Annotated in this window: 27 protein-coding genes; 13 read left to right on the forward strand and 14 right to left on the reverse strand. The window is 68.8% G+C overall.

All coding sequences use genetic code 11. The features are described from left to right. Window positions 1-62: 62 nt before the first annotated feature. A complete protein-coding gene (locus EPN98_RS12490; protein ID WP_293363041.1) occupies window positions 63-488 on the forward strand; it encodes a nuclear transport factor 2 family protein in 426 nt (141 codons plus the stop codon). Here the strand turns inward: EPN98_RS12490 and ccmB are convergent. Beyond that, window positions 485-1,150 (reverse strand): heme exporter protein CcmB, encoded by a 666-nt coding sequence (gene ccmB / locus EPN98_RS12495; RefSeq protein WP_293363043.1) that lies wholly within the window; start codon window positions 1,148-1,150, stop codon window positions 485-487. The genes EPN98_RS12490 and ccmB overlap by 4 nt on opposite strands. Next, entirely contained in the window at window positions 1,147-1,749 is a 603-nt protein-coding gene (gene ccmA, locus EPN98_RS12500) for a heme ABC exporter ATP-binding protein CcmA (RefSeq protein WP_293363044.1), read from the reverse strand. Before ccmA ends, ccmB begins: the two co-directional genes overlap by 4 nt. Before the next feature lie 229 nt (window positions 1,750-1,978). Between ccmA and acnA the strand changes: the two genes are divergently transcribed. The 4 genes from acnA (at window position 1,979) to EPN98_RS12520 (ending at window position 6,991) form a co-directional block, all read left to right on the forward strand. After that, window positions 1,979-4,684, forward strand: coding sequence for an aconitate hydratase AcnA (acnA, locus tag EPN98_RS12505; RefSeq protein ID WP_293363046.1), 2,706 nt, complete (start codon window positions 1,979-1,981; stop codon window positions 4,682-4,684). A 147-nt stretch (window positions 4,685-4,831) separates the two neighbouring features. Beyond that, window positions 4,832-5,539 carry a thioredoxin family protein gene (locus tag EPN98_RS12510; RefSeq protein WP_293363047.1) on the forward strand — a complete coding sequence of 236 codons (708 nt, stop codon included), beginning with the start codon at window positions 4,832-4,834 and terminating at the stop codon, window positions 5,537-5,539. Window positions 5,540-5,592: 53 nt separating this feature from the next. Beyond that, on the forward strand, window positions 5,593-6,303 hold the full coding sequence (locus tag EPN98_RS12515; protein ID WP_293363049.1) for a thioredoxin family protein: 711 nt from the start codon (window positions 5,593-5,595) through the stop codon (window positions 6,301-6,303). A gap of 352 nt (window positions 6,304-6,655) precedes the next feature. Beyond that, window positions 6,656-6,991, forward strand: coding sequence for a DUF2794 domain-containing protein (locus tag EPN98_RS12520; protein ID WP_293363050.1), 336 nt, complete (start codon window positions 6,656-6,658; stop codon window positions 6,989-6,991). A 320-nt stretch (window positions 6,992-7,311) separates the two neighbouring features. Here EPN98_RS12520 and EPN98_RS12525 read toward each other — a convergent pair whose 3' ends face one another. Beyond that, a complete protein-coding gene (locus tag EPN98_RS12525; RefSeq protein WP_293363051.1) occupies window positions 7,312-8,064 on the reverse strand; it encodes a Bax inhibitor-1/YccA family protein in 753 nt (250 codons plus the stop codon). 117 nt (window positions 8,065-8,181) lie between these two features. Here EPN98_RS12525 and thpR point away from each other — a divergent pair, with 117 nt between their 5' ends. Beyond that, window positions 8,182-8,715, forward strand: a complete 534-nt coding sequence (thpR, locus tag EPN98_RS12530) for an RNA 2',3'-cyclic phosphodiesterase (protein ID WP_293363053.1) — start codon at window positions 8,182-8,184, stop codon at window positions 8,713-8,715. 4 nt (window positions 8,716-8,719) lie between these two features. Here thpR and EPN98_RS12535 read toward each other — a convergent pair whose 3' ends face one another. Further along, entirely contained in the window at window positions 8,720-9,112 is a 393-nt protein-coding gene (locus tag EPN98_RS12535) for a DUF2237 domain-containing protein (protein ID WP_293363055.1), read from the reverse strand. Between the two features lie 60 nt (window positions 9,113-9,172). On the opposite strand from EPN98_RS12535, the gene EPN98_RS12540 reads away from it, so the two are divergent. Together EPN98_RS12540 and EPN98_RS12545 are read left to right on the forward strand one after the other, a co-directional pair. Next, complete coding sequence (locus EPN98_RS12540; RefSeq protein ID WP_293363056.1) at window positions 9,173-10,042, forward strand: CoA ester lyase; 870 nt, start codon at window positions 9,173-9,175, stop codon at window positions 10,040-10,042. After that, the gene (locus EPN98_RS12545) at window positions 10,042-10,668 is read left to right on the forward strand and encodes a hypothetical protein (RefSeq protein ID WP_293363057.1); all 627 of its coding nucleotides are present in this window, start codon (window positions 10,042-10,044) and stop codon (window positions 10,666-10,668) included. Before EPN98_RS12540 ends, EPN98_RS12545 begins: the two co-directional genes overlap by 1 nt. Here the strand turns inward: EPN98_RS12545 and EPN98_RS12550 are convergent. Next, window positions 10,665-11,084 (reverse strand): HIT domain-containing protein, encoded by a 420-nt coding sequence (locus EPN98_RS12550; RefSeq protein WP_293363058.1) that lies wholly within the window; start codon window positions 11,082-11,084, stop codon window positions 10,665-10,667. The genes EPN98_RS12545 and EPN98_RS12550 overlap by 4 nt on opposite strands. 173 nt (window positions 11,085-11,257) lie before the next feature. Here EPN98_RS12550 and EPN98_RS12555 point away from each other — a divergent pair, with 173 nt between their 5' ends. Further along, a complete protein-coding gene (locus EPN98_RS12555) occupies window positions 11,258-12,244 on the forward strand; it encodes a malate dehydrogenase (RefSeq protein WP_293363059.1) in 987 nt (328 codons plus the stop codon). Window positions 12,245-12,426: 182 nt separating this feature from the next. Here EPN98_RS12555 and EPN98_RS12560 read toward each other — a convergent pair whose 3' ends face one another. Continuing rightward, window positions 12,427-13,038, reverse strand: a complete 612-nt coding sequence (locus EPN98_RS12560) for a glutathione binding-like protein (RefSeq protein WP_293363060.1) — start codon at window positions 13,036-13,038, stop codon at window positions 12,427-12,429. 132 nt (window positions 13,039-13,170) lie between these two features. Between EPN98_RS12560 and EPN98_RS12565 the strand changes: the two genes are divergently transcribed. Then, window positions 13,171-13,722 carry a TetR/AcrR family transcriptional regulator gene (locus tag EPN98_RS12565; protein ID WP_293363062.1) on the forward strand — a complete coding sequence of 184 codons (552 nt, stop codon included), beginning with the start codon at window positions 13,171-13,173 and terminating at the stop codon, window positions 13,720-13,722. Here EPN98_RS12565 and EPN98_RS12570 read toward each other — a convergent pair. From EPN98_RS12570 to EPN98_RS12585, 4 genes are all read right to left on the reverse strand, one after another. Then, window positions 13,719-14,375, reverse strand: a complete 657-nt coding sequence (locus EPN98_RS12570; protein ID WP_293363063.1) for a glutathione S-transferase family protein — start codon at window positions 14,373-14,375, stop codon at window positions 13,719-13,721. The two genes, EPN98_RS12565 and EPN98_RS12570, sit on opposite strands and share 4 nt — an antisense overlap. Window positions 14,376-14,385: 10 nt before the next feature. Next, the gene (locus EPN98_RS12575) at window positions 14,386-14,859 is read right to left on the reverse strand and encodes an SRPBCC family protein (protein ID WP_293363064.1); all 474 of its coding nucleotides are present in this window, start codon (window positions 14,857-14,859) and stop codon (window positions 14,386-14,388) included. Then, entirely contained in the window at window positions 14,856-15,179 is a 324-nt protein-coding gene (locus tag EPN98_RS12580) for a metalloregulator ArsR/SmtB family transcription factor (RefSeq protein WP_293363066.1), read from the reverse strand. Before EPN98_RS12580 ends, EPN98_RS12575 begins: the two co-directional genes overlap by 4 nt. Window positions 15,180-15,304: 125 nt before the next feature. Beyond that, window positions 15,305-15,727: a hypothetical protein gene (locus tag EPN98_RS12585; protein WP_293363067.1), complete on the reverse strand. Its 423-nt coding sequence runs from the start codon at window positions 15,725-15,727 to the stop codon at window positions 15,305-15,307. Window positions 15,728-15,918: 191 nt separating this feature from the next. Here EPN98_RS12585 and EPN98_RS12590 point away from each other — a divergent pair, with 191 nt between their 5' ends. Next, the gene (locus EPN98_RS12590) at window positions 15,919-18,210 is read left to right on the forward strand and encodes an NADP-dependent malic enzyme (protein WP_293363068.1); all 2,292 of its coding nucleotides are present in this window, start codon (window positions 15,919-15,921) and stop codon (window positions 18,208-18,210) included. An 89-nt stretch (window positions 18,211-18,299) separates the two neighbouring features. Further along, entirely contained in the window at window positions 18,300-19,607 is a 1,308-nt protein-coding gene (locus tag EPN98_RS12595) for an Hsp70 family protein (protein ID WP_293363070.1), read from the forward strand. A 30-nt stretch (window positions 19,608-19,637) separates the two neighbouring features. On the opposite strand, the gene EPN98_RS12600 is transcribed toward EPN98_RS12595, so the two are convergent. Both EPN98_RS12600 and EPN98_RS12605 read right to left on the reverse strand, forming a co-directional pair. After that, window positions 19,638-22,463, reverse strand: coding sequence for a pitrilysin family protein (locus EPN98_RS12600; RefSeq protein WP_293363071.1), 2,826 nt, complete (start codon window positions 22,461-22,463; stop codon window positions 19,638-19,640). A gap of 105 nt (window positions 22,464-22,568) precedes the next feature. After that, on the reverse strand, window positions 22,569-23,231 hold the full coding sequence (locus EPN98_RS12605; protein ID WP_293363072.1) for a glutathione S-transferase family protein: 663 nt from the start codon (window positions 23,229-23,231) through the stop codon (window positions 22,569-22,571). A gap of 137 nt (window positions 23,232-23,368) precedes the next feature. Between EPN98_RS12605 and EPN98_RS12610 the strand changes: the two genes are divergently transcribed. Beyond that, window positions 23,369-24,328 carry a LysR family transcriptional regulator gene (locus tag EPN98_RS12610; RefSeq protein ID WP_293363073.1) on the forward strand — a complete coding sequence of 320 codons (960 nt, stop codon included), beginning with the start codon at window positions 23,369-23,371 and terminating at the stop codon, window positions 24,326-24,328. Here the strand turns inward: EPN98_RS12610 and EPN98_RS12615 are convergent. Both EPN98_RS12615 and EPN98_RS12620 read right to left on the reverse strand, forming a co-directional pair. Then, a complete protein-coding gene (locus EPN98_RS12615; protein WP_293363074.1) occupies window positions 24,325-24,618 on the reverse strand; it encodes a 4a-hydroxytetrahydrobiopterin dehydratase in 294 nt (97 codons plus the stop codon). The genes EPN98_RS12610 and EPN98_RS12615 overlap by 4 nt on opposite strands. Beyond that, complete coding sequence (locus tag EPN98_RS12620; RefSeq protein WP_293363076.1) at window positions 24,615-25,277, reverse strand: HAD-IA family hydrolase; 663 nt, start codon at window positions 25,275-25,277, stop codon at window positions 24,615-24,617. Before EPN98_RS12620 ends, EPN98_RS12615 begins: the two co-directional genes overlap by 4 nt. Between the last annotated feature and the right edge of the window lie 43 nt (window positions 25,278-25,320).

A 25,320-nucleotide genomic window follows, 5' to 3' on the forward strand; every position in this document is an offset into this window, starting at 1 on the left:
TCATGTGCGTCCGCGGGTTGATCGCGCCATACGGCGGCGCTTAGCGCCTGGGAGACCGCCCGATGTTCGCCGCCCTCTTCGCCGCCGCGGCCCTCGCGGCCACGCCCGCGCCCCTGGATCCCGCCGAGGTGAAGGCCATCGAGGCCGTGGCCTATGACTATGTCGACGGCCAGTTGGAGGGCGATCCGGCGCGCGTCGCCCGTTCGCTGCATCCCGACCTCGCCAAGCGCGCGGTCACGACCGACCCGGACGAGAAGCTGGCGCTGCGCCGCATGTCCAAGGCCGAGCTGGTCCAGCTGACCCGGGAAGGCGCGCTCAAGACCCCGAAGGATCAGTGGAGCCGTTCAGTCCGGGTGCTGGACATCGCCGGCAGCGCCGCCGTGGCGCGCGTCGAGACCCCCTGGTTCGTCGACTATTTCCACCTCGGCCGCTTCGGCGACCGCTGGGTGATCGTCAACGCGCTCTGGTATCCGAAACCGAAGAGCTAGCTGAGCGCATTGCGGCAGGCGGCGGCCATCGCCAGGGGCCCCAACGCCACGGCCGAGGCGGCGTAGGCGCCCAGGAAGGCGAAGCCGCTGGTCCAGGGCAGGCCGTTGGCGAAAGCGTCCAGCGCGCCGCCGCCGAAGATCACCGGCGGCACGAAGAGTGGCAGCACGATCACCGCGGTGAGCAATCCGCCGCGTCGCGCGCCCAGGCTGAGGGCCGCGCCGATGCCGCCCATGAACGAGAACGCGATCCCGCCCATCAGCGCGCAGGCGAAGATCATCGGGGCGAGCGAGGGACTGGCCCCCAGCGCGATGGCGGCGATAGGCGCCGCGAGCGCCAGCGGAGCCCCCGTCGCCAGCCACTGGCCCACGCACTTGATCAGGCACGTGATCTCGAGGGGCGTCGGCGAGAGCGCCAGCAGATCCAGCGCCCCATCCTCGTAGTCGCGCTCGAACATGCGTTCCAGCGACAGCAGCGAGGCCAGCGCCAGCGCCACCCAGGCCGCGCCCGGGGCGATAGCGCGCAGGCGCTCGGGCTCGGGGCCGATGGCCAGTGGCAGGAACGTGGCCACGCCGGCATAGAAGCCGACGGCCACCAGCGGCCCGCCGCCCCGGCCCCAGGCCAGGGTGGTCTCCCGCGCGATCAGGGCGCCGATCCGGCTCATGCGGTCAGCTCCAGGCTGCGGGTCGCGACCGGAAGAGGGTCGTGCATGGCCGCCACGATGAGGCCGCCGCCGTCGAGGTGGCGGCGCATGATCGCCGCGAAGCCGTCGCGCCAGCGGGCGTCGAGGGGCGACAGCGGCTCGTCCAGAAGCCAGAGCGCCCGAGGCGCCGCCACCAGCCGCGCCAGCGCCAGTCGCCGCCGCTGACCTGCCGAGAGCCGGCGAACTTCCAGGTCGAGCAGGCCGGTCAGCTCCAGGTCCCGGGCCGCTTCACGCACCGCAGCCTCAGCCCCGCCGCCCCACACGGTCCAGAAGGTGAGTTCCTCGCGGGCGGTATGCGCCGCCTTGAGGCCGTCGGCGTGTCCCTGCAGGTGGATCGCGCCGCCGCGCGCGTCGCCTGGATCGACGCCGCCGAAGCCGATTTCGCCGGCCTCGAGCCGCACCAGGCCCGCCACGGCCCTGAGCAGGCTGGTCTTCCCCGACCCGTTCGGCCCCGTCAGCGCGCACGCCTCTCCGGCCGCCAGATCCAGCGAGACCCCCTCGAAGAGCAGCCGCCCGCCCCGCCGGATCGCCGCATCCTTGATCACCAGCTGCGAGATCAACCGAACGCCCCGGTCACAACCGACGAGCACGCCGCAAAACGCCGCTTTGCAGAACCGTCACCGTGCAGTGCATGGACGGCGGGAAATGTCGGGTCTATGTAACCCCGGCCGCCGACGCTTGGGGGGAGCAACGCCGCGCGGGGACGAACGCTGTGTGTCCGTCTCTGATAGAGCGCGCGAACCTTCTCCGGTGTCAGGGCGGCGGCGAACAGAGAAGGATCTCCCGAATATGGCGTCCGTGGACACCCTGAAGACGCGCCGGCAACTCACTGTCGGCGACAAGACCTACGCTTACTACAGCCTCCCGGCGGCGGAGGAAGCGGGACTTTCCGGCATTTCGACGCTGCCGATCTCCATGAAGGTGCTTCTGGAGAACCTGCTGCGGAACGAGGACGGCGACACCGTCCAGCCCGACGATCTGAAGGCCATTGCGGCCTGGGCCCAGAACCGCGGCTCAGTCGAACACGAGATCAGCTTCCGCCCTGCGCGCGTGCTGATGCAGGACTTCACCGGCGTGCCCGCCGTCGTCGACCTGGCGGCCATGCGTGACGCCATGACCGCCCTGGGCGGCAACCCCGACAAGATCAACCCGCTGAACCCTGTCGACCTGGTCATCGACCACTCGGTGATGGTGGACCACTTCGGTAACGCCAAGGCGTTCGCCGATAACGTCGAGCGCGAGTATCAGCGCAACATCGAGCGCTACAACTTCCTTCGCTGGGGTTCGTCGGCGTTCAACAACTTCCGCGTCGTGCCGCCCGGCACCGGCATCTGTCACCAGGTGAACCTCGAATACCTCGCCCAGACCGTCTGGACGAACTCGGACGAGGGTCCGGAAGTGGCCTATCCCGACACCGTCGTCGGCACCGACAGCCACACCACCATGATCAACGGCCTGGCCGTTCTGGGCTGGGGCGTGGGCGGCATCGAGGCCGAGGCGGCCATGCTGGGCCAGCCGATCCCGATGCTGATCCCCGAGGTCATCGGCTTCAAGCTTGAGGGCGCGCTGTCCGAAGGCACGACGGCCACCGACCTGGTGCTCACCGTCACCCAGATGCTGCGCAAGAAGGGCGTGGTGGGCAAGTTCGTCGAGTTCTACGGCCCGGGCCTGGCCAACATGACCCTGGAAGACCAGGCGACGATCGCCAACATGGCTCCGGAATACGGCGCCACCTGCGGCTTCTTCCCGGTCACCCAGGCCACCATCGACTATCTGGCCGCCACCAACCGCGCCCCTGAGCGCGTGGCGCTGGTCGAGGCCTACGCCAAGGCCCAAGGCATGTGGCGTGAGCCGACCGATCCGGATCCGGTGTTCACCGACACGCTCCACCTCGACATGTCGACCGTGGTGCCCTCGCTGGCCGGCCCGAAGCGTCCGCAGGACCGGGTCGAGTTGAACAACGCCGCCGCCGAGTTCAAGGCCGCCATGGAAGGCGACGTCTTCGCCAAGCCGGGCACGCTGGGCGACCGCTTCAAGGTCGAGGGCGAGAACTTCGATATCGGCAACGGCGACGTCGTGATCGCCGCGATCACCTCGTGCACCAACACCTCGAACCCCGGCGTGCTGATCGCCGCCGGTCTGGTGGCGAAGAAGGCCGTCGAGAAAGGTCTCAAGGTGAAGCCGTGGGTGAAGACTTCGCTCGCCCCCGGATCGCAGGTGGTCACCGACTATCTGAAGTCGGCCAAGCTGGATAAGAGCCTCGACGCGCTGGGCTTCAATCTGGTGGGCTACGGCTGCACCACCTGCATCGGCAACTCGGGCCCGCTGCCCGAGGCGATCTCGGAATCGATCCAGAAGAACGACGTGGTCGCCACTTCGGTGCTCTCGGGCAACCGCAACTTCGAAGGCCGCGTGAACCCCGACGTGCGGGCCAACTACCTGGCCTCGCCGCCGCTCGTGGTGGCCTACGCCCTGGCCGGTTCGATGCAGATCGACATCACCACCGAGCCGCTGGGCGAGGGCAAGGACGGCAAGCCCGTCTACCTCAAGGACATCTGGCCCACGAACAAGGAGGTCGCCGACCTCCAGCGCAAGCACGTGACCAGCAAGATGTTCGCCAGCCGCTACGGCGACGTCTTCAAGGGCGACAAGAACTGGCAGGCCATCAAGGTGAAGGGCGGCCAGACCTACGACTGGGACATGGGCTCGACCTACGTTCAGAACCCGCCCTACTTTGAAGGCCTCGAGATGGAGCCCAAGGCGGTCACCGACATCGTCGAGGCCCGCATCCTGGGCGTCTTCGGCGACTCGATCACCACCGACCATATCTCGCCCGCCGGCTCGTTCCGCGCGGCGACGCCGGCCGGCAAGTATCTGGTCGACCGCCAGGTGCCGCCGTCCGAGTTCAACGGCTATGGCGCGCGCCGCGGCAACCACCAGGTGATGATGCGCGGCACCTTCGCCAACATCCGCATCCGCAACCGCATCACCCCCGAAGTCGAAGGCGGCGTGACGAAGCACTTCCCGTCCGGCGAGCAGATGTCGATCTACGACGCGGCCATGCGCTACCAGGGCGAGGGCCGTCCGCTGGTCGTGTTCGCGGGCAAGGAGTACGGTACGGGCTCGTCGCGTGACTGGGCCGCCAAGGGCACGAAGCTGCTGGGCGTCCGCGCCGTTGTGGCCGAGAGCTTCGAGCGGATCCACCGCTCCAACCTGGTGGGCATGGGCGTGCTGCCGCTGCAGTTCCTGCAGGAAGGCTGGCACAAGCTGGGCCTGACGGGCGAAGAGATCGTCACGATCCGCGGCCTCACCGAGCTCGCGCCCCGCAAGCAGCTGATCGTCGAGATGTACCGTCCGTCGGACGGCCGCATCGCCCGCTTCCCGGTCCGCTGCCGCATCGATACGCCGATGGAGCTGGAATACTTCAAGCACGGCGGCGTGCTGAACTACGTGCTGCGCAGCCTGGCCAAGCCGGCGGCGATGGCGGCCGAATAGCCTTCGCGTCATCGACGACGACAGGGGCCCTCGCGAAAGCGGGGGCCTTTTTCGTGGGTGAGTCCGACGCCGTGGCGACGATGCCGAAACGGCATCATACTGATAGTATGGACACCCGGGCCAGGCGCCCCCATCTTCAGTTTCATCATGCGCCAGCTGCTCCTCGCCCCCCTCGCCGTCGCCCTGTCCCTGCCGCTCATGGCGGCCGCGGCCGCGCCCGCCCCCGCCCCCGCCCCCGCCCAGCCGGTGGTGGTGGAGCTGTTCACGAGCCAGGGCTGTTCGTCCTGCCCGCCCGCCGACCTGGCCGTCGCGGCCGTCGCCGACCGGCCTGACGTGATCGCGCTCAGCTTCAACGTCACCTACTGGAACCACCTGGGCTGGAAGGACACGTTCTCGCGGCCGGAGTTCACGGCCCGCCAGGTCGCCTACGCCAAGGCGCTGGGCCATGCGGCGCCCTTCACTCCGGAGGTCGTCGCCGGCGGCCGGGTGGACGCCGTCGCCAACACGCCGGGCCGGGTGGACGCGCTGATCGCCAAGGGACGCGCCCAGCCCACAACCTCGGTCACGGCGGTGGACGGCAAGGTCACCGTGGCCGCCGGCGTCGCGCCGCGACGAGGCGCAGATGTCTGGCTCGTCCACTACGATCCGCGCACGATCCAGGTGCCGGTGAAGGCCGGCGAGAACACCGGCAAGACCCTGCCTCAGCGGAATGTCGTGCGCAGTCTCCGGCGACTGGGCGATTGGCGCGGCGAGGCTGCGACGTTCATTGCGCCCCCGGCCGGACCCGGCCTGCGGACGGTCGTCCTGGTCCAGGGGAGGGACGGCGGCGCCATCCTCGGGGCCGCTCGACTGTAGCTCACGCCTTCTTGTGATTGTCAGCCTTCGGAACACCCCTTAAGTCGGAGGCGATGCGGACGGCCGCGCTCATCAGCCTGATCCTGCTCGCCCTGCCGGCGAGCGCGGCGGCGGCCAAGCCCCCCGTCCTCGTGGAACTGTACACGGCGCAGGGCTGTCGCTCGTGCACCGACGCCAACGAGCACCTGAACCGGCTGGCCGAGCGCCCGGGCGTGCTGGTCCTCACATTCTCGGTCGACTACTGGGATTACCTTGGCTGGACCGACACGTTTGCACGGCCGGAGTACGCCGAGCGCCAGAAGGCGTACGTCACGCGCCTGAAGCTGCGCGAACCCTACACGCCCCAGGTCGTCGTCGACGGTCAGGAGGAGGCGCAGGGACTGAAAGCGTCCGAAGTGGACCGCCTCGTGCGCGCCGCCGCCGCCGCGCCGCGCAATCCGCCGGACATGCGGTTCGTGGGACAGCGTCGCGTGGATGTCGGGTCGGGACGGGCGCCGCGCGGCGGGGCCGAGGTCTGGCTGGTGCGCTATGATCCGCGCGCCGTCGAGGTGGCCGTGCGGGCGGGCGACAATCGCGGCGAGACGGTGATTCAGCGCAACGTCGTGCGCCAGATCGCGCGGCTGGGGGTGTGGCGCGGCCGGCCACAGGCCTATCGCGTCCCGGCGACCGCCGACGACAGCCTGCGGACCGCGGTGATCGTCCAGGTCCCGCGCGGGGGCCGCGTCCTGGGCGTGGCCCAGCCGAGCGGCGCCACGCCGAAGTAGGCATGCGAAAACCCGCGCAGCTGGAGAGAATCTGCGCGGGTCTACGCTCGGGTGGGGTATCGGAGTGTCGGTTGGCCAACCGCCGATCCAGGGGGGCTGGGGGGGCTGTACAGGGTCCGGGACCAGAGGTCTTCGACCAACCGACGCTGCCAATATCGGCGCCCTATCAGGCAGGCGCTGGACCGAAATAAGGTCCTTTTGCGGCGCGTTCCCACAAGATGCGGCGCCCACGAGCGCCCTCCGCCGAGGATGAACCACCCGCCGGCGATCAGGGTGCTCCAGTAAAGGACACGAATCCGAACCGGCTCTAGGGGGTGGCGTGACTCAAAAAATTCATACACGCTTACCATCGATGGCATTCGACCCGAGCTATTCGGCCCCGCGCCAGGCCGGAGTGTTCTTCGAGCGGCGCGAACTCGAGCGTCTCCTGCGCCTCTATGGCCGTATGGTCGCCGCCGGCGAGTGGCGCGACTACGGCATGGACGGCCTCCATGATCGCGCTGTCTTCTCGGTGTTCCGGCGTTCGTCCGAGGCTCCGCTCTACCGCATCGAGAAGAACCCGGCGCTGGCGCGCAAGCAGGGCGCCTGGGCGATCCTGGGCCAGGCCGGCCAAGTCCTGCGGCGCGGCCATGACCTGGACCAGGTGCTGAGGTTCTTCGACAAGGGCCGCTTCTCGGTGGTCGAGTAGCCGGTCGCCAGGCCTCAAATCGAGTTCTCCAGCGCCGCCTGGGCCTCCGTGCGCGGAACCTCCTCAGGCGAAGCGGCGTCGCCTGCTCGCCGCAGCCCGGTACGGGGCCGCCATGACGACGGAGACGAGTGCTCTGGGACCGAGACCCAGGGTCGCGCAGGTCCGCGGCCGGTATCAGCGTTGAACTCCCGTTAGGTCGCAAGTCGCCGCGGCGTCAGCACCGCGAGCGCGCGGGTGGGTCCGCGCGATACGAAACCGGCCCATACGAAAAACCCCGGCGGTCGCCCGCCGGGGTCTCGACTCTTGAACCTGTCGTGCGGTTAGCGGCGGTCGCCGAACAGCGAGAGCAGGAATTGGAACAGGTTGATGAAGTTGATGTAGAGGCTGAGCGCGCCGAAGTTGGTGGCCACGCCCATGGCGGTCTGATTGCCGCCCAGTTCGTAGTAGGTCATCTTCAGACGCTGCGTATCGAAGGCGATGAGGCCGGCGAAGATCAGCACGCCCAGCACGCTCACGATGAAACTCATCATCGAGCTTTGCAGGAAGATGTTCACGATCGACGCGATGATCAGGCCGATCAGGCCGACGAGCAGGAAGCTGCCCATCGCCGTCAGGTCCTTCTTGGTGGTGTAGCCAAAGAGGCTGAGGCCACCGAAGGCGGTCGCGGTGATCAGGAAGGTCTGGAAGATCGAGGCGCCGGTGTAGACGAGCGTGATCGCGCCCAGGCTCGCGCCCATCATGGCGACGATAGCCCAGTAGAAGACGCCGGAGCTGCGCGGGGTGGCGTTCCGGAGACCGAACATGCCGAACATCATCAGCGCCAGCGGGCCAAACGCCACGACGTAGCCCAGCGGCTGGAATCCAGCGAGCCGTCCGTCCGCCGTCACGCTGTACAGAAGTCGCTGCACAGGCTCGACCTGGCCGGTGATGTAGGCGAGCGCGGCGGAGACCACGAGGCCGAGCGCCACCTTGTTGTAGACGCCGAGCATGAAGCTCCGCAGGCCCGCGTCCACCGACATGTCGGCGCGATCCACGGGGATCGTTCGCGCGTAGTCGCGGTTGTAGTCGCTCATTTGAGCTAGACCCTAAGATGCGCGTCGCAATGCGGACGCTAGAGAAATATCGTGTCAGACCGTGCCGTTAGCAAGGCCTTCCACGCCACGATACGGTGAACGCGTCGAGATACATGTATGATTCGTCTCTTTGCCGCCCTGGCCATACCCCCTGAGATCGGCCGCCCGCTGCAGACTCGCCAGGCGGGCATCGAGGGCGCGCGCTGGCGAAGCCTCGAGGCCCTGCACGTAACGCTACGGTTCTACGGGGAAATCCGCCAGGACGTGGCGCGCGACCTTGACGCCGAACTGATGACCATCACCGGACGTCCCTTCGAGATCGAGCTGGCCGGCGCCGGCTCATTCGCCGATGGCGACGAGATCAACGCCGTCTGGGCCGGCGTGGCCGAGAACGCCGAGCTGCGACGTCTGGCGGAGGCGTGCGAAACTGCCGCGCGCCGGGTCGGGCTGAAGCCAGAGAAGCGCAACTACCGGCCACACGTGACGCTTGCCTACCTGCGCCGCCCAGATCCCGCAGAGGTGGCGGCCTGGATCCAGGGCAATAATCTGCTGCGCTCGCCGCCGATCACCATCGACCGCTTTGGCCTCTACTCCAGCCACATGGGCCGCGAGGGTTCCCACTATCGTCTCGAGGCGGAATACCCTCTTTAGTTCCTCACGCCTGTGCGGCGTAGTCCTTCAGCACGCCCAGCGGCACGATGGCCAGGGTCTCCTCGTGCGTGGCCTCCAGCACCACCTGCGGCGCGGCGCCGGCGTCGAGGGCTTCCTTCCAGCGGGGCGCGCAGAGACACCAGCGATCACCCGGCTTCAGGCCGTCGAAGCCCAGGTCGGGGCGCGGGGTCGACAGGTCGTTGCCGACGCTCTTCGAATAGCTCAGGAACTCGGCGGTCATGACGGCGCAGACCGTGTGCATCCCCACGTCGTGCGGGCCGGTCTCGCAGCAACCATTCCGGAAGAAGCCGGTGACAGGGTCCAGCGAGCACGGAACCAGCTCCTCGCCCAGGACATTGCGGGCGTCGGCGTCGTAGCGGATCGGACGTGTGGCCATGCCCCCATCCTAAACGCTAAGACTCGCGCCTGGCCAATGCGCCGAGGAGCCGTCGTCCACATGTCTCGCGCGTCCCGACCCCGCCGCAGCGTGCTCTACCTGCCGGCGTCCAATTCACGGGCGCTCGAGAAGGCCCGTTCACTGGCCTGTGACACGGTCATCCTCGACCTCGAGGACGCCGTGGCCCCGGACGCCAAGGCCGAGGCGCGCGAAGGTGCGATCGCGGCCGTGAGGGCCGGCGGGTTCGGCGAGCGCGAGGTGGTGATCCGCGCCAATGGCCTGGATACGCCCTGGGGCGCCGACGACCTGGCGGCGGCGGCGAAGGTCCGCCCGGACGCCGTGCTGATCCCCAAGGTCTCGCACCCTGAGGATCTGGCGGTGATCCGCGCCACGCTGGGCGCCGAGTTGCCGATCTGGGCGATGATCGAGACGTGCGCGGCGATGTTCCGGCTGGATGCGCTGGGCGCCGAGTCGGTCAACGTGGGCGTCGAGGCCTGGGTGGTCGGCTCGAACGACCTGGCCAAGGAAATGCGCTGCCAGCTCACGGTCGACCGCGAGCCGCTGATCACGGCGCTCAGTCTCAGCCTGATGGCGGCCCGCGCGCACAGGCTGACGATCATCGACGGCGTGTTCAACGACATCGGCGACGAGGCGGGACTGGCGCGCCAGTGCGCCCAGGCCGCCGCGTTCGGCTTCGACGGCAAGAGCCTGATCCACCCCAGCCAGATCTCCGCCGCCAACGCCGCCTTTACCCCCGATGCATCCGCCGTAGCCTGGGCGCGTACCGTGGTGGGCGCCTTCGAGCAGCCCGAGAGCGCCGGCAAGGGGGTGCTGAAGGTGGATGGACGGATGGTGGAGCGCCTGCACTATGCCGAGGCCAAACGCATGATCGGCGTCGCCGAGGCCATCGCCGCGCGCGAGCCCGCCTGATGCCGCGGGGCGGGCTCATCGTAGCGTTTTCGTGGGCCCTGGGGGCTGCGCCCGCCCTCGCGCAACCCTCGCCGCCCGCCGACGCCATCGACGCCCTGCTGCGACAGAAGGCGGTCGACCCGGATGAGCCCGACACCGCCGCAACCGGGTCGAGAGTCGACCCCGACCCGGTCCTTCCCGGCCAACCACAGCCCTACGTCCCGCAACGTCCGCTGCTGACCGAGCCGGTCTTCATCCACGAGACGGGCAAGAGCCCCGACGGTCCGCCCACCGCGGCCGACCAGGCCTACGACTCACGCCTGCGAGCGTCGGCCGCGGCGGTGCGGGGGTTCCAGGGGCCGATGGAAGGGGCCTGGACCCTCTCAGCGGACGGCCGGGCCCTGTATGCGCTGCAGCTCGTGGACCGCGGCGGCTTCATCGACGGCGCCTGGCGCGACCTGCGGCGGCCGGGCGCCCTTGAGGGCTCGGGCTACATCGATGAGGTACAGCGGACGGGCGGCGACATCACCATCCGCTTCGCCGACGGGATCGTGGCCGTGCTCCGCGCCGCCGACGGGCGCTGGACCGGCCGGCTCACGGAAGCCGGCCGGACCGAAGCGGCGACCCTCGCGCGACGGGCGCCCTAGAGCGATAACGCCCTGCGCGCCGCAGCCACCGCCAGATCCAGCGCTTCTCCAGGGTAGGCCTCCGCGGACCCGACACCCCAGACCGGTCCTGGCCAGGCGGCGTCGTCGGGGCGGCGGCCCACCACGTGGACGTGCAGCTGCGGGGTGATGTTGCCCAGCTGGCCGACATTCAGCTTGGCGACCGGCCGCCCCAGCGCCGCGCCTACGGCGCGCACGGCGACGCCGGCCTGGACCACCTCGGCCATGAGCGCGCCGCGGTCGGCGCCCGTCAGGTCCTCGAGCTCCACGGCGCCGGCGATCCGGGGGATCAGCACGATCCAGGCGTAGCGGAAATCCAGCTGCAGCCGGGCATGACAGAGCGCCAGATCGCCGAGCGCCAGGGAGGTCGGGGGAAAGGCCGGGTGCAACTGAAACATCGCCGCTAGCGCCTGCGGCATTGCAGGATGGCCGTCAACGGGCCGTCGGCAACAGCTTGTCGACGGCGCGAGATTTTCACTTGGGGCGGCGTCCGAACGCCGAACCGACTTCCACTTCGCCTGACGACGCGCTAGAGCGCCCGCGACATCATACAATCGACGGAGCAGTTCCCATGGCGAAGAAGCCCATCCGCGTGGCGGTCACCGGCGCGGCCGGCAACATCGGCTACGCGCTCCTGTTCCGCATCGCCTCGGGCGAAATGCTGGGCAAGGATCAGCCGGTGATCCTGCAACTGCTGGAGATCCCGGTCGAAGGTCCGCAGAAGGCGCTCAAGGGCGTCGCGATGGAACTGGAGGACTGCGCCTTCCCGCTGCTGCAGGACATGGTTCTGACGGGCGACGCCGACGTGGCCTTCAAGGACGCCAACTGGTGCCTTCTGGTGGGCTCCAAGCCCCGCGGTCCCGGCATGGAGCGCGCCGACCTGCTGAAGGACAACGGCAAGATCTTCATCGCCCAGGGCCAGTCGATCGATCGCGTGGCCGCCGACGACGCGCGCATCGCCGTGGTGGGCAACCCCTGCAACACCAACTGCATGATCGCCGCCAGCCAGGCCAAGCGCCTGACGCCCGACCGCTTCACCGCCATGGTGCGCCTGGACGAGAACCGCGGCCGCAACCAGCTGGCCAAGAAAGCCGGCGTGCCGGTGACCGACGTGACCGACCTGTTCATCTACGGCAACCACAGCCCGACGATGTTCGCGGACTTCACCCACGCCAAGATCGGCGGCAAGGCGGTCACCGACGTGATCACCGACCGCGCCTGGCTCGACAACGAGTACCTGCCGGCGGTGGGCAAGCGCGGCGCGGCGATCATCGACGCCCGCGGCGCCAGCTCGGCGGCTTCGGCGGCGGGCGCGCTGATCGATCACGTGCGCGACCTGTCGACCGTGGGCGCGATCCACTCGGTCGCCGTTCCCAGCGAAGGCCGCTACGGCTTCGCCGACGGTGTCTGGGCCGGGATGCCAGTGAAGACCACCGCGCCGGGCGCCTACGAGGTGCTCACGTCGTTCGAGATGGACGACTTCGCCAAGTCGAAGATCAAGATCACCAACGACGAACTCGTCGGCGAGCGCGACACCGTGAAGGACATGCTGGGCTAAGGCCGTCGGGTCGCCCTTCTCTCCTTGCGGGGAAGGGCCGAAGGCTGACGGATGAGGGGTCGCGCGGAGCAGTCCGGCGACCCCTTTCTCGTTTCAGGCCGGGAGGTTTGCGCAACCCCCCGTCCGCCCCGCTCCGCGGGCCACCGTCTTCCGCAAAGGGGGAGACGGCGCACGCGATCAGGCTAGGCCGCCTGGTACAGCGCGAACTCCTCGCCCATCGCCTTCTGCACGGCGGGCCGGGTCATGAGACGGGCCTGATAGGCCTGGATGGCGGGGTAGGGGCTGAAGTCCAGCTTCACGGCCTGGTTCCAGTTGAGCACCGCGGCCAGGTAGGCGTCGGCGACGCTGAAGTCGTCGAGCAGCCAGTCCCGGCCGGTGAGATGGTCGTTGAGATAGGCCAGCCGCGAGGCCGCCGCATCCTTAGCCACCGCCTTGCTCTCGGCCGAAAGGGTGGGCGACAGCAGCGGCGTGAACACCCACTTGTGCAGCTCCGAGCCGATGAAGCTCAGCCACTGCTGTAGCTGGTAGCGGGCGAAGCCGGTGGGGGCGAGACCGGCGTCGGGTCGACGGTCCGCCAGGTAGGGCAGGATGGCGGCGTTCTCGGTCAGGACCGCGCCGTCATCGGTGCGCAGCGCCGGCACCAGGTTCTTCGGATTGATCGCGCGGTAGTCGTCGCCCGAGGCGGTCTTGCCGGTCTTGGTGTCGACGCGGTGGAATGTGGCCGCCTGGCTAGTCTCGTACAGCGTGATCCGGCTGGCCAGAGAGCAGGCGAGCGGCGAGAAATAGATATCCATGGGAACCTCCCGGGGGCTGGGTTGATATTCATACCGTTTCGCACAAAATAGCGGCGGTCAAGGATTCCTTGCGAAATGGTACAAAAAGAGACGAGGCTGCGGGGGAGACCGCGGTCCTTTGACCCCGACGAGGTGCTCGACAAGGCCCGCGCCGTGTTCTGGAACCTGGGCTACGCGGCGACGTCCCTGGACGACCTGGCGACGGCGACCGGACTGAACCGCCCCAGCCTCTATGCGGCGTTCGGCGACAAGCACGCGCTGTACATGGCCGCCCTGGACCGTTCGCGAACCGAGGCCACGACGGCCCTGGGCGCGGCGCTGGCCACCGAGGCGCCGCTGCGCGCGGTGCTGCAGACGATCTTCGACCGCACCGTCGACATCTATCGCCGCGGGGAAGAGGGCCAGCGCGGCTGCTTCCTGGTCGGGACGGCGGTGACGCAGGCGGTTGACGACCCCCAGGCCCGGGCGCTGCTGGCTGCGTTCATCTCCGAAACCGATGGGCTGTTCCGCGCCCGGTTCGAGCGGGACGCCGCGTCGCTCGCGCCAGGGGTGACTCCGGCCGGGGCCGCGCCGATGGCCAGCGGCACGTTCCACACGCTGGCGGTGCGGGCGCGGACAGGCGCCAGCGAGGCCGACCTGAAGGCGATCGCCCACGCCGCGGTGACGATGATCTGCGCGGCCTAGGCGGCCGCCGGCGCGTACTCCGCCATGATGCGCATCATCGCGGTGCGCTGGACGCTGGGCCGCGCGGCCATGCGCTCGAGCCAGCCCAGCAGGGACGAGCCCGCCATCAGCTGGGCGCCCTCGGGCGTGCCGGGGATCATGTCCAGGTGGGCGACGGCGACCAGGTCGGCCAGGCTCACGTTGTCGCCGGTAAAGTAGGCCTGGGCGCCCAACAGCTGCTCCAGCGCCTTCAGGCAGACGCGGCCCGGCTCGATGGCCGCCTGCACCGCCTCCTCGTTTACGGGGATCCCGAAAATCGGGGCCACCACGCGGTTGAAGCCGATGCCTGACGTCAGCGAGGGCATCGCGTACCAGTCCATGATGTTCATCACCTGGCTCATCCGCCCGATCTGCTTGGGGTCGTTGGGCGTGAGCGCCGGGCCATCGAAGGCGGCGTCTATGTAGCGGACGATGGCCTGGGCCTCATACAGCCAGTAGCCGTCGTGCTCGATCACGGGCACGCGACCGAACGGATGGCGCGTCAGATGCTCGGGCTGCTTGTGCTGGCCGGGCGCCATCGGCTGCATGCGCCAGGCGACGCCCTTCTCCTCGCAGGCCAGCAGCGCCATGCGGGCGAAAGGGCTGCCGGGAATGGTGTGGATCACGATAGTCATCGTCGCCTCCCTAAGCGTCTGCAACGCGCTTGAATTCCGCGAGGATCGCGCCCCAGCCGCCAGGGCTGTCGACGCCGGCGCGGGCCGCGGCGCCGTCGACGCCCATGCGCTCGAACCCGCGATGCTCGAAATCGACCCGCGTCTGGCCGTCGGCCTGCGCCGTGAACAGAACCTCCACCTCAGTGAGCAGTTCGGGGTCGTATTGCCATTGCGCGTTCAGTCGCCAGGCCAAGAGCAGCCTTGTCGGCGGCTCCCAGGCCAGCACGTCGCCCCACTCGCATTCCGAGCCGTCGGCGCAGGTCTCATACCAGCGCCCGCCTGTGCGGGGTTCGATGAAGGCCGCCTTCAGCTCGGCCTTGCCGATGTGGTGGCTGCGGGGCCACCAGCGGTCGAAGCCTTCGGTGAAGACCTTGAATGCCGTTTCGGGCGAGGCCCTCACGGTCAGGGTCTTCCTCACCGGCGCGGGCTTGATGGTCTGGCTCACTGGTCGTCGTGCCCTTCCCGCTCGGCGCGCTCGGCCTCGGCGGCGAACGCCGTCAGCGCCTGGTCCCAGAACCGGTCGAACCAGGCCCGGATCTGTCCGAGGCCGTGGGGATCGATCTGGTAGACCCGCCGCGTTCCCTCAGCCCGGTCGGTCACCAACCCGGCCTCCTTCAGCACCTTGAGGTGCTGGCTTACCGCCGGCCGGCTGACCGGCAGCCCATAGGCCAGCTCGCCCACCGCCCGCGGTCCGTCCGACAGGCGCTCGAACACCTGGCGGCGCGTGGGGTCGGAGAGCGCCGCGAAAGCCCGTGCGTTAGTCATAGCTTACCGTAAGCAATCACTAACGATATGTCAAGCCGCGCATGGCGTTGGCGCGTGGCATGGGCGTCAAAGCAGAAGGGCGGCCCTCGCGGAGCCGCCCTTCGTTTCCTGATCTCGCGATCGCCCTACTTCTTGAGCATCTTCCTGATGTCGGCCTGGGTGGCGTTGACGGTCGCCGCCTCGCCCGAGACCGCCAGGCTGGCGGTGTCGACCGCGAAGGTGTCGGCGCCCATCTTGATGGTGGCCGTCGTCTTGCCGTCGGCGCCGGTCTTGACCTCGCTGATCTGACCGATCGTGGCGCCGGTGTTGTCCTTCACGGCCATACCCGTCCTCACGGCGACGTCCGACCCGGCCGCGGTGGCGCTGGCCGCGCCGCTCACGCTGGCCTGGGTGTCGGCCGACTCGGACGGGGCGGCGCCGGCCGGCGGGGTGGCGGAGGTGGTCGGCGGACTTGCCGGATCCGCGGCGGTCCGGCCCGCCTGAGCCAGAGCCGGCGCGGCCGAAAGGGCGAGGGCCGCTGCGGCGGCGAGGGCGATCTTGTGGTTCATTGGTGCATGCTCCCATAGGGACGCCCCCACGCCCGGCATCCGACAACCCGCGGCGGTTTTCATGGTTCCAACAGCCCCGCTGGGTCCCCCTGCGACAGGGTGTCACCGCGGGACGTTGTCCCTGCCGGTGGGTCTCTGTAGGTTGGCGCCTTCGGATACGGGTTGGGCATTAGGGGACGGGCGGCGAACGCATGGACCAGGTCGAGAAACGCACCTTCACGGACGAGGAGGCGCTGAGCTTCCACCGGTATCCCACGCCCGGGAAGATCGGGATCACGGCCACCAAGCCGATGAGCACGCAGCGCGACCTCAGCCTGGCCTATTCGCCGGGCGTCGCGGTGCCCGTCCTGGCGATCGCAAAGGACCCCGAGCTCGCCTACGAATACACCTCCAAGGGCAACCTGGTGGCCGTCATCTCGAACGGCACCGCCATCCTGGGTCTGGGCAACCTGGGCGCCCTGGCGTCGAAGCCGGTGATGGAAGGCAAGGGGGTGCTGTTCAAGCGCTTCGCCGACGTCGACGCCCTGGACGTCGAGATGAGCTGCACCGACCCCGACGAGGTCATCACCGTCGTCAAGAACATCGGCGTCACCTACGGCGGCATCAACCTCGAGGACATCAAGAGCCCCGACTGCTTCCGCATCGAGACCGAGCTGCAGGAGCTGCTCGACATCCCGGTCTTCCACGACGACCAGCACGGCACCGCGATCATCTGCACCGCCGGGCTGATCAACGCCTGCGAGATGACCGGCCGCAAGATCGAGGAAGTGAAGGTCGTCCTGAACGGACCCGGCGCCGCCGGCATCGCCACCCTGGGCCTGATGAAGGCCATGGGCGTCCGCCACGAGAACGTCATCGCCGTCGACCGCAAGGGCGTCCTGTGGCGCGGCCGCCCCGAAGACATGAACCAGTGGAAGTCGGCCCACGCCATCGACACCGACAAGCGCACCCTGGCCGAGGCGCTGGACGGCGCCGACGTGTTCATCGGGGTGTCGGCCAAGGGCGCGCTCAGCCAGGAGCACATCAAGACGATGGCGCCTCAGCCCATCATCTTCGCCATGGCCAACCCCGACCCTGAAATCACGCCGGAAGAGGTCTACGAGGTCCGTCCCGACGCCATCGTGGCCACCGGGCGCTCGGACTATCCGAATCAGGTCAACAACGTCCTGGCCTTCCCCTACCTGTTCCGCGGCGCGCTCGATGTGCGCGCCCGGCGGATCAACATGGAGATGAAGATCGCCTGCGCCCGCGCGCTGGCGGCGCTGGCGCGCGAAGACGTGCCGGACGAGGTGATCGCCGCCTATGGCGGCGCCGCGCTGAAGTTCGGGCCCAAGTACATCATTCCGACCCCGTTCGATCCGCGCCTCCTGTCCTACGTTCCGCCCTTCATCGCCCAGGCGGCCATGGACACGGGGGTTGCGCGCAAACCCATCGAGGACATGGACGCCTACCGCGCCTCGCTGGCGCGCCGCCTCGACCCCACCGCCGCCTTCCTGCAGAAGCTGCAGGGCGCCGTGCTGTCGGGCCCGCGAAAGAAGATCGTCTTCGCCGAGGGCGAGGAGCAGAGCGTCATCCGCGCCGCCTACGCCTTCCAGACTCAGGGCCTGGGTCAGGCGGTGCTGGTGGGCCGCGAGGACCTGGTGCACGAGAACATGCGCGCCGCCGGCCTCGATCCGGCCGAGGCGGGCATCGAGGTGCTGAACGCGCGGATCTCCCACTGGAACGAGGCGGCGGTCGACTACCTCTATGGCCGTCTTCAGCGCGAAGGCTTCCTGCGCCGCGACGTCCAGCGCCTGATCAACCAGGACCGCAACGCGTTCGCCTCGGCGATGGTCGCCCTCGGCCATGCCGACGGGATGGTCACCGGGGTCACCCGCAACTTCGACCAGGTTCTGGAAGAGGTGTTGAACGTCATCGATCCCGCGCCGGACGGCCGGGTCATCGGCATGAGCATCGTGATGGCCAAGGGCCGCACGCTGTTCATCGCCGACACCAACGTCACCGAGATGCCGGTGGCCGAGGAGCTGGTCGAGATCGCCATCGAGGCGGCCCGCGCGGTGAAGACCCTGGGATACGAGCCCAAGGTGGCCTTCATGAGCTACTCCACCTTCGGCAACCCGATGGGCGAGCGCTCGGAACGCGTTCGCCAGGCCGTGGCCATGCTGGACGAGATGGACGGCATCGACTTCGAGTACGAGGGCGAGATGCCGCCCGAGCTGGCGCTGGACCCCACCTCGCGCGGCGCCTATCCCTTCATGCGCCTCACGGGCCCGGCCAACGTGCTGGTCATGCCGGCCATCCACTCCGCCGCGATCTCGACCCAGCTGATCCAGTCCCTGGGCGGCGCCGAGGTGATCGGCCCGATCCTGCTGGGCCTCGACCGGCCGGTGCAGATCTGCCCGCTGGGCGCATCGGTCTCGCGCATCCTGCAGATGGCCACCGTCTGCGCCTACGACCGCCCGCTGGTGGAGCTGGCCGAATGACGCGGGGCGTGACGCTCAGCCACTAGGGTCGCGCGCCTTTCGGGGAGCGGGCGATCCGTCGTCCCTCCCCGGCAGAAGGCGCAGCGGCCATGAACGGTCGAAGTTACAGTCTCGGTATCGACTTCGGGACCACCAACACGGTCCTCTCCCTGGCCGGCGAATCCGGTCCAGCCCACCTGGTGAAGTTCCCGGCGCAAGACGGAGAGCTGTTCGCCTTCCGCTCTTGCCTGTCGTTCTACGCGCCGCCCGATCTTCCGCAGGAGCGCTCGATCGCGGCCGGGCCGTGGGCCATCGAGGCCTATGTGGAAGACCCCGCCGAGACGCGGTTCATCCAGAGCTTCAAGAGCTTCTCGGCGCAGGAAAGCTTCTCCGAGACCCAGATCCTGGGTCGCCGCTACCGCTTCGAGGACCTGCTCTCGACCTTCCTGCTGAAGGTGCGCGACTACGCCGGCGCCGAGCTCGCCACATTGCCCGAGCGGGTGATCGTGGGCCGGCCGGTGAAGTTCGTCGGCGCGGCGCCCAATGAGGCCCTGGCGCTGCGGCGCTACGAGACCGCCTTCCACCGGATGGGCGTGAAGGAGGTGCTCTATGCCTACGAGCCCGTCGGCGCGGCCTTCTTCTTCGCCCGCGAACTGACGCAGGACGCCACCGTTCTGGTCGGCGACTTCGGCGGCGGCACGTCCGACTTCTCGATCATCCGCTTCGAACGTCATGCGGGCGAAGTGCGCGCCATTCCGCTGGGCCGCGCCGGCGTGGGCGTGGCGGGCGACGCCTTCGACTATCGCATCATCGACAACCTGGTCTCGCCCGAGCTGGGCAAGGGCGGCGACTACGGCTCGTTCGGCAAGACCCTGCCCATTCCCTACAAATACTACGCCGCTTTCGCCCGCTGGGATCAGCTGGCCCTGCTGCGCGCCAGCCGGGACATGCGCGAGATCCGCGCCCTCGAGCGCGAGGCCAAGGACCCCGACAAGATCCGACGCCTGATCGAAGTGCTGGACGAGAACTACGGCTATCGCCTCTACCGCGCCGTCTCGAAGCTGAAGGAGGCCCTGTCGCGCGAAGAGGCCGCCGAGTTCCGCTTCGAGGCCGGCTCGATCTCCATCGTCCGCGACGTGCCCCGCGCCACCTTCGAGGGCTGGATCGCCCCCGAGCTCGCGCAGATCGAGACCGCCGTCGACGCCGCGCTCGCCGACGCCAACCTGCCCGCGGAGGGCATCGACCGCATCTTCCTCACCGGCGGTTCGTCACTGGTGCCGGCGGTGCGCGCCATCTTCCATCGCCGTTTCGCCAGCGACCGCATCGAGACCGGCGCCGAGCTGGAATCCATCGCCGCGGGCCTGGCCCTGATGGCGCGGGAACGTGATCTCAGCCGCTGGACGATGCGTTCCTCCTGACCTGACCTTCCCACGTCGTGGGAGGGCAGATCACTTCCTCATCGTCGGGCTGTCGAAGTCGAGCTGGTCGGCGGGGATCACTTCCAGTGTCGGCAGCCTGGCCTTCAGGGCCGGGGCGAAGGTCTTGCCGTCGCCGGCGACCACCACGCTCATCTGCGCCGGATCGAAGACCCGCTTGGTGAAGGCCTGCACCTGAGCGGCGTCCACCGCTTCGACCTTGGCGGTGTACCTGCCCACCTCGTCCAGGGGCACGCCGTACAGCGCATAGTCGCCCAGGATGTCGGCCAGGCCGCCCGAGGTGGCCAGTTCGCGGCCGTAGTCGCCCACCAGCACCGACTTGCGGGCCTTCAGCTCGTCAGGCCCGGCCGGCGCGGCGGCCAGCTTGGTCAGCTCGGCGTTGATCAGGTCCAGCACCTCGGCCGCCGACTCGTTCTTGGTCTGAGCGCTGGCCCGGAACGAGCCCGTGGTGCGCGCCGTCGAGAGCGTGGCGCGGGCGCCGTAGGACAGGCCGCGCTTGATGCGGATCTCCTGATTCAGACGCGCCGAGTAGCCGCCGCCCAGAACGGTCGCCGCCACGATGCCCGGGTAGTAGTCGGGATCGTTGCGGGCGATCGCCGGCTTCATGACGTTGACCGACGCCTGGCCGGTGCCGGGAATGTCGATGGCCACCGCGCGCGGCTTGCCCGAGGGCGAGATCGTGGGCGCCGGGGCGAGCGGGGCCGCGGGTTTCTTCCAGTCGCCAAACGCCTGCCGCGCAAGGGCAAAACCATCCTCGGCCGAGATGTCGCCGGTCAGCACCAGCACCGCATTGTCGGGCCGGAACCAGGTGGCGTGCAGCTTGGCCAGATCGGCCGGCTTCAGCCGCGCCAGCGACGCGGGCGTGCCCGCCGCCACGTGCCCGAACGGGGTGCCGCCGAACACCACCGGCGCGGCGGCGAAGCCTGCGACCGAGCCCGGCTGCTGGTAGGCCACCCGCAGGCCGTCCAGCGCCTGCTCGCGCTGACGATCCAGTTCTTCGCCGGCAAAGGCGGGGTTCCTGGCCACATCGGCCATGATCGCCATGGCCGCCTTCAGCTTGTCGGGCATGACGTTGAGCGTCACCGACGAGGTCTCCAACCCGCCGCCCGAGCTCAGCGAACCCCCCAGGCTCTCGATCTGGCTGGCGATCTGCTGGGCTGAACGGGTCTTGGTGCCTTCGGTCAGCATGCCGGCCATCATGTTGGCGGCGCCGGCCAGCCCCTGCGGATCGGCCCAGGCGCCCGCCTTCACCGTCAGGTCGGCGGTCACCAGCGGCAGGTCGGACGAGCGCGCCACGATCACCCGCAGGCCGTTCGGCAGCGTCGTCTCGGCGGGCTTGGGCAGCACCGGCTGCACCGGCTCGGCGATGCCCGGCGGCTTCACCCGTTCGGCCTCGGGGGCCAGGGTGAAGACCGGACCGTCGTAGGTGGCTACCTGTTTTGGAGGGGCGGGCTGGGCGGCCTGGGCCTCGCCCTTGGGCCGCTCGCTCTCGGGCCGGTAGCGGATGGTCATCCGCCGGTGCTCGGCCAGGTACTTCCTCGCCACCCGCTGGACATCGGCGGCCGTCACCGCCTGCAGTTCGGCCAGCTCGGTGTTCACCGCGGCCGCATCGCCGTCGACGATCAAGGCATAGCCCAGGGCGCTGCCGCGGCCCTCGATGGTCTCGCGCTCGCGCAGCGCTGAAGCCAGCAGCTCGTTCTTGGCCTCGCTGAGTTCGGCGTCCGACGGCGGGGCGTCGCGAAGGCGCTTCACCTCGGCCAGCAAGGCGGCTTCACCCTCGGCCAGGGTCTTGCCGTTCGACATGATGGCGCCCACCAGCACCATGCCCGGATCCTGCGGCAGGTCGGCCTGGCTGAAGGCCTCCACCGCGATCTGCTTGTCGTAGACGAGGCTGTTGTAGAGGCGCGACGACTTGCCGGCCGACAGGATGGCGTCCAGCACCTTCAGCGCCGGCGCATCGGGGTCCGAGGCCGCCGCCCCCTGCCACGACAGCACGACGGCCGGCAGCGGGACGTTGGGGCCATAACCCTCGAAGACGCCGGGTTTCGTGCGCGGCGGCTCCTTCACCGTCACCCGGGGCAGCGGTTGGTCAGGCTTCTTGAGCGGCCCGAAATACCTGTCGACCCAGGCGTTCAGCTGGGCCTCGTCGAAGTTGCCCACGACCACCAGCGCGGCGTTGTCGGGGCGGTAGTAGGTGCGGTGGAAAGCGCGCACGTCGTCGACGGTGGCGGCGTCCAGCTCCTCGATCGAGCCGATGCCGGGGCGCTTGTAGGGGTGGACCGTATAACTGGCCTGGGGCAGGTACAGCGCCATCAGCCGTCCATACGGCGAGGCCAGGACACGCTGGCGCAGCTCCTCCTTGACCACGTCGCGCTCGGACTTGAAGACGGCTTCGTCGACCACCAGCGTGCTCATCCGGTCGGCCTCGGCCCAGATCAGCCGCTCGAGATGATTGGCGGGCACGACCTCGTAGTAGTCGGTGAAATCGTCGGCCGTTGAGGCGTTGTTGAAGCCGCCCACGTCCTCGGTCATCCGGTCGAAGGTCTCGGCCGGCATGTTCCGCGTGGCCTTGAACATCAGGTGTTCGAACAGGTGCGCGAATCCGGAGCGGCCCTCGGGGTCATCCTTCGAACCCACGCCGTACCAGACCTGCACCGAGACGTTCGGCGTCGACCGATCGACCGAGGCGAACACCTTCAGGCCGTTGGGCAGCGTGCGCTGGGTGAACTTGATGGGCGGAACCTCGGCGGCGGCCGCAGGCAGCGCAACGACGGCCGGGGCGAGGGCGGAGGTCGCAAGAAGCAGCGCCAGGCCGGCGGCGCGAACGGTACGAAGCATGGGGCATCCCGATTGGGGCTAGGTGGGGGAGTCCATAGCACCCAACCGGGACGCAGGAAGCTTACGAGGCTGTCATCTGGGGAACCCCGTAAGCTGGGGGGCGCTTCAGGCGGCCTTCTGCTGGCGCATGTAGGCCAACATGGTGTCGAAGGCGGCGTAGGTGGGGACGTACGATGGCCGCGCCTGCATCCGGGCGATCCACGCCTGGATGTTCGGATAGGGCGAGAAGTCGTAGTTCGCGAGGCCGCCCAACAGGACGAACGACAGGCCGAGATAGTCGGCGAGAGTCACCTGGTCGCCGCAGACATAGGGCTGGCCGGCCAGCATCGAGCGGTCCAGCACCGTCAGCCAGCGCGGGCAGTGCTCGCGACCATAGGCCATCAGGTCGGCGTACTGGCCCGGCGTCATGTCGTGTGGCACGCCGATGTGCGGATAGCAGACCATCACGCAGAAGGTCTCGTGGAACTGGGTTGCGAACCACGACAACGCCTCGTCCACCTTCATCTGGCCCTTCAGGCTCTCGGGGTAGGCCGTCGAGTGGGCGCGGATGGCGAGGTACTTCAGGATCGCGATCGACTCACCCAGCCTGAAGTCGCCGTCGACCAGGAAGGGCACGATGCCGTTCGGATTCAGCGCCAGATACTCAGGGTCCTGGTGGCCGCCGGCCATCAGGTCGACCTTCACGATCTCCACGTCGAGGCCCTGGTCGGCGATGAACATCAGCACGGGCCGGGACGTCGTCGAGATCGGGTCGCAGTAAAGCTTCATAGACACACACCTTTTTTGCAGTTCGGAGCCGTTGGGGCGGCCCTCTTCCTCGGGGGACGGCGGAGATACGGGCGAAAGGCGCCGCTGGGTCATCAGCGCTCTTGCAGGTTGGCTCTGCGCAACCGCAGAATGAGACCATGTTCGATTGGAATGACCTGAAGGCGTTCCTGGCGGTGGCGCGCGGCGGCTCGACGCTCGCGGCGTCCAAGGCGCTGGGCGTCAACCAGACCACGGTGGCGCGACGGATCGAGAGCCTGGAGCACGATCTGGGCTTCAAGCTGTTCGAGCGTGGCCAGACCGGCAGCCGCCTGACCGAGGCCGGCGAGGGGCTGATTTCCGAGGCCGAGAACGTCGAGCGGGCGGCGATCCGCTTCGCCAACCAGGCCGCGATCCAGATGCGCGGCGTTTCGGGCGCGCTGCGGCTCACCACCAACGAGCTGGTGGCCAACACCATGGTCATCCCGGCCCTCGTCGAGTTCCGCAAGGTGCATCCGGACGTCCAGGTGGATCTGGTGATCACCGACCGCGCGCTCGACCTGCAGAGCGGCGAAGCCGACCTGGCGATCCGCACCGGCAAGGCGCTGGCCGAGTCCGACCTGGTGGCCCGCAAGGTCGCCGACCACGACATGGCCCTGTACTGCAGCCGCGACTATGCCGCCCGCCGCGGCGTGCCTTCTTCGCCCGATGATCTGGCCGACCACGACCTCATCGACGTCTCGATGGAGATGGGCGAGATTCCAGGCGCGACGTGGATGATGCGGCACTCGGGCGGCAAGCCGCCGATCACCCGGTCCAACAGCATGGGCAGCCTGGTGCACGCGGTGAAGGCGGGCCTGGGCATCGGGGCGCTGCCGTGCACGATCGCCGATCCCGATCGGGACCTGCTGCGCTGCTCGGACTGCATCGAAGAAGCGCGGGCCAGTTCGTGGATCGTCACCCGCCGCGACCTGAAGGACACTCCGCGGGTGCGCGCCTTCATCGACTTCATGGCGCCCCACATCCAGCAGGTGGTCCGCCAGACCGAGGAACGCGGCCGCCTGCGCCTCGCCGAGGAAGCGGCCACCGTCGTCCCGTTCCCGACGAAGAACGCGAGCTAGGCGCCCGCGACCGCGTCCATGAAGTCCGCAAGGGTTACGTCCAGCTCGGTGACGCCGTCGGCGTCGTGCGTGGCCAACAGGACTTCGACTCGGTTGTAGACGTTGAACCACTCCGGATGGTGGTCCAGCTGTTCGGCCCGAATGGCGACCCGGGTCATGAAGCCGAACGCCTCGTTGAAGTCCTTGAAGCGGAACGTCTTCTGGATGGCGTCGCGGTCCCCTTCGGGACGGCTCCAGCCTGACAGCCGGGGCAGCGCCGCCTCGGCCCCGATCCGCGTCGGCCGGGTCACGCGGACGCCTCCACGTCGAATGTCAGGCCCGTGATCGCGGCCAGCTCGCCCAGAGTCTGGTCGACGCCGATCACCTTGATCGCCTTCATGCCCAGGCCCGCCGCCGGCTTGCAGTTGATGCCGAGGTCGTCGAGGTAGACGCACACGTCCGGTTGCACGGCCAGAATATCGCACATCATCAGGTAGATGCGCGGATCGGGCTTGCGCACGCCGGCCTTGCTGCTCTCGATGATGGCGTCGAACAGGGGCATCACCTGGCCCATGGCGCCGGCGGCCTTCTGGGCCCCGTCCTGGCCGGGCGAGTGCTCCGAGACCACGTTGTTGGTGATGCAGCCCACCTTGAACCCGGCCGCCTTGCACGCTTTCAGCGCCGTCACCATCCGCGGCCGCAGCTCGCCCGACAGGCGCGGCAGCACATCGGCGCCGCGGATCGGGTGGCCCAGCGCCGTGGATTCCTCGAGGAACAGCCGGTCGAACTCGGCCGCGCCGATCTCGTTGCGCTCGAACAGCGCCCACGCGTTGGTGTCGGGATTGGTGGCGTTCACCGTCCGGATCAGGTCTTTCGGCACGCCGCGTTCCGCCTCCAGCCGGTTGAAGGCCTCGAAGGGCGAGGAGGTGAAGACCCCGCCGAAATCCCAGATCACCGCCTCGATGCCCACTACGCCGCTCCTGCACATGTTCTTGAGCCGCCGGACGCTAGAG

It is taken from the genome of Phenylobacterium sp. (genome assembly GCF_004299445.1).
GTDB lineage: Bacteria > Pseudomonadota > Alphaproteobacteria > Caulobacterales > Caulobacteraceae > Phenylobacterium.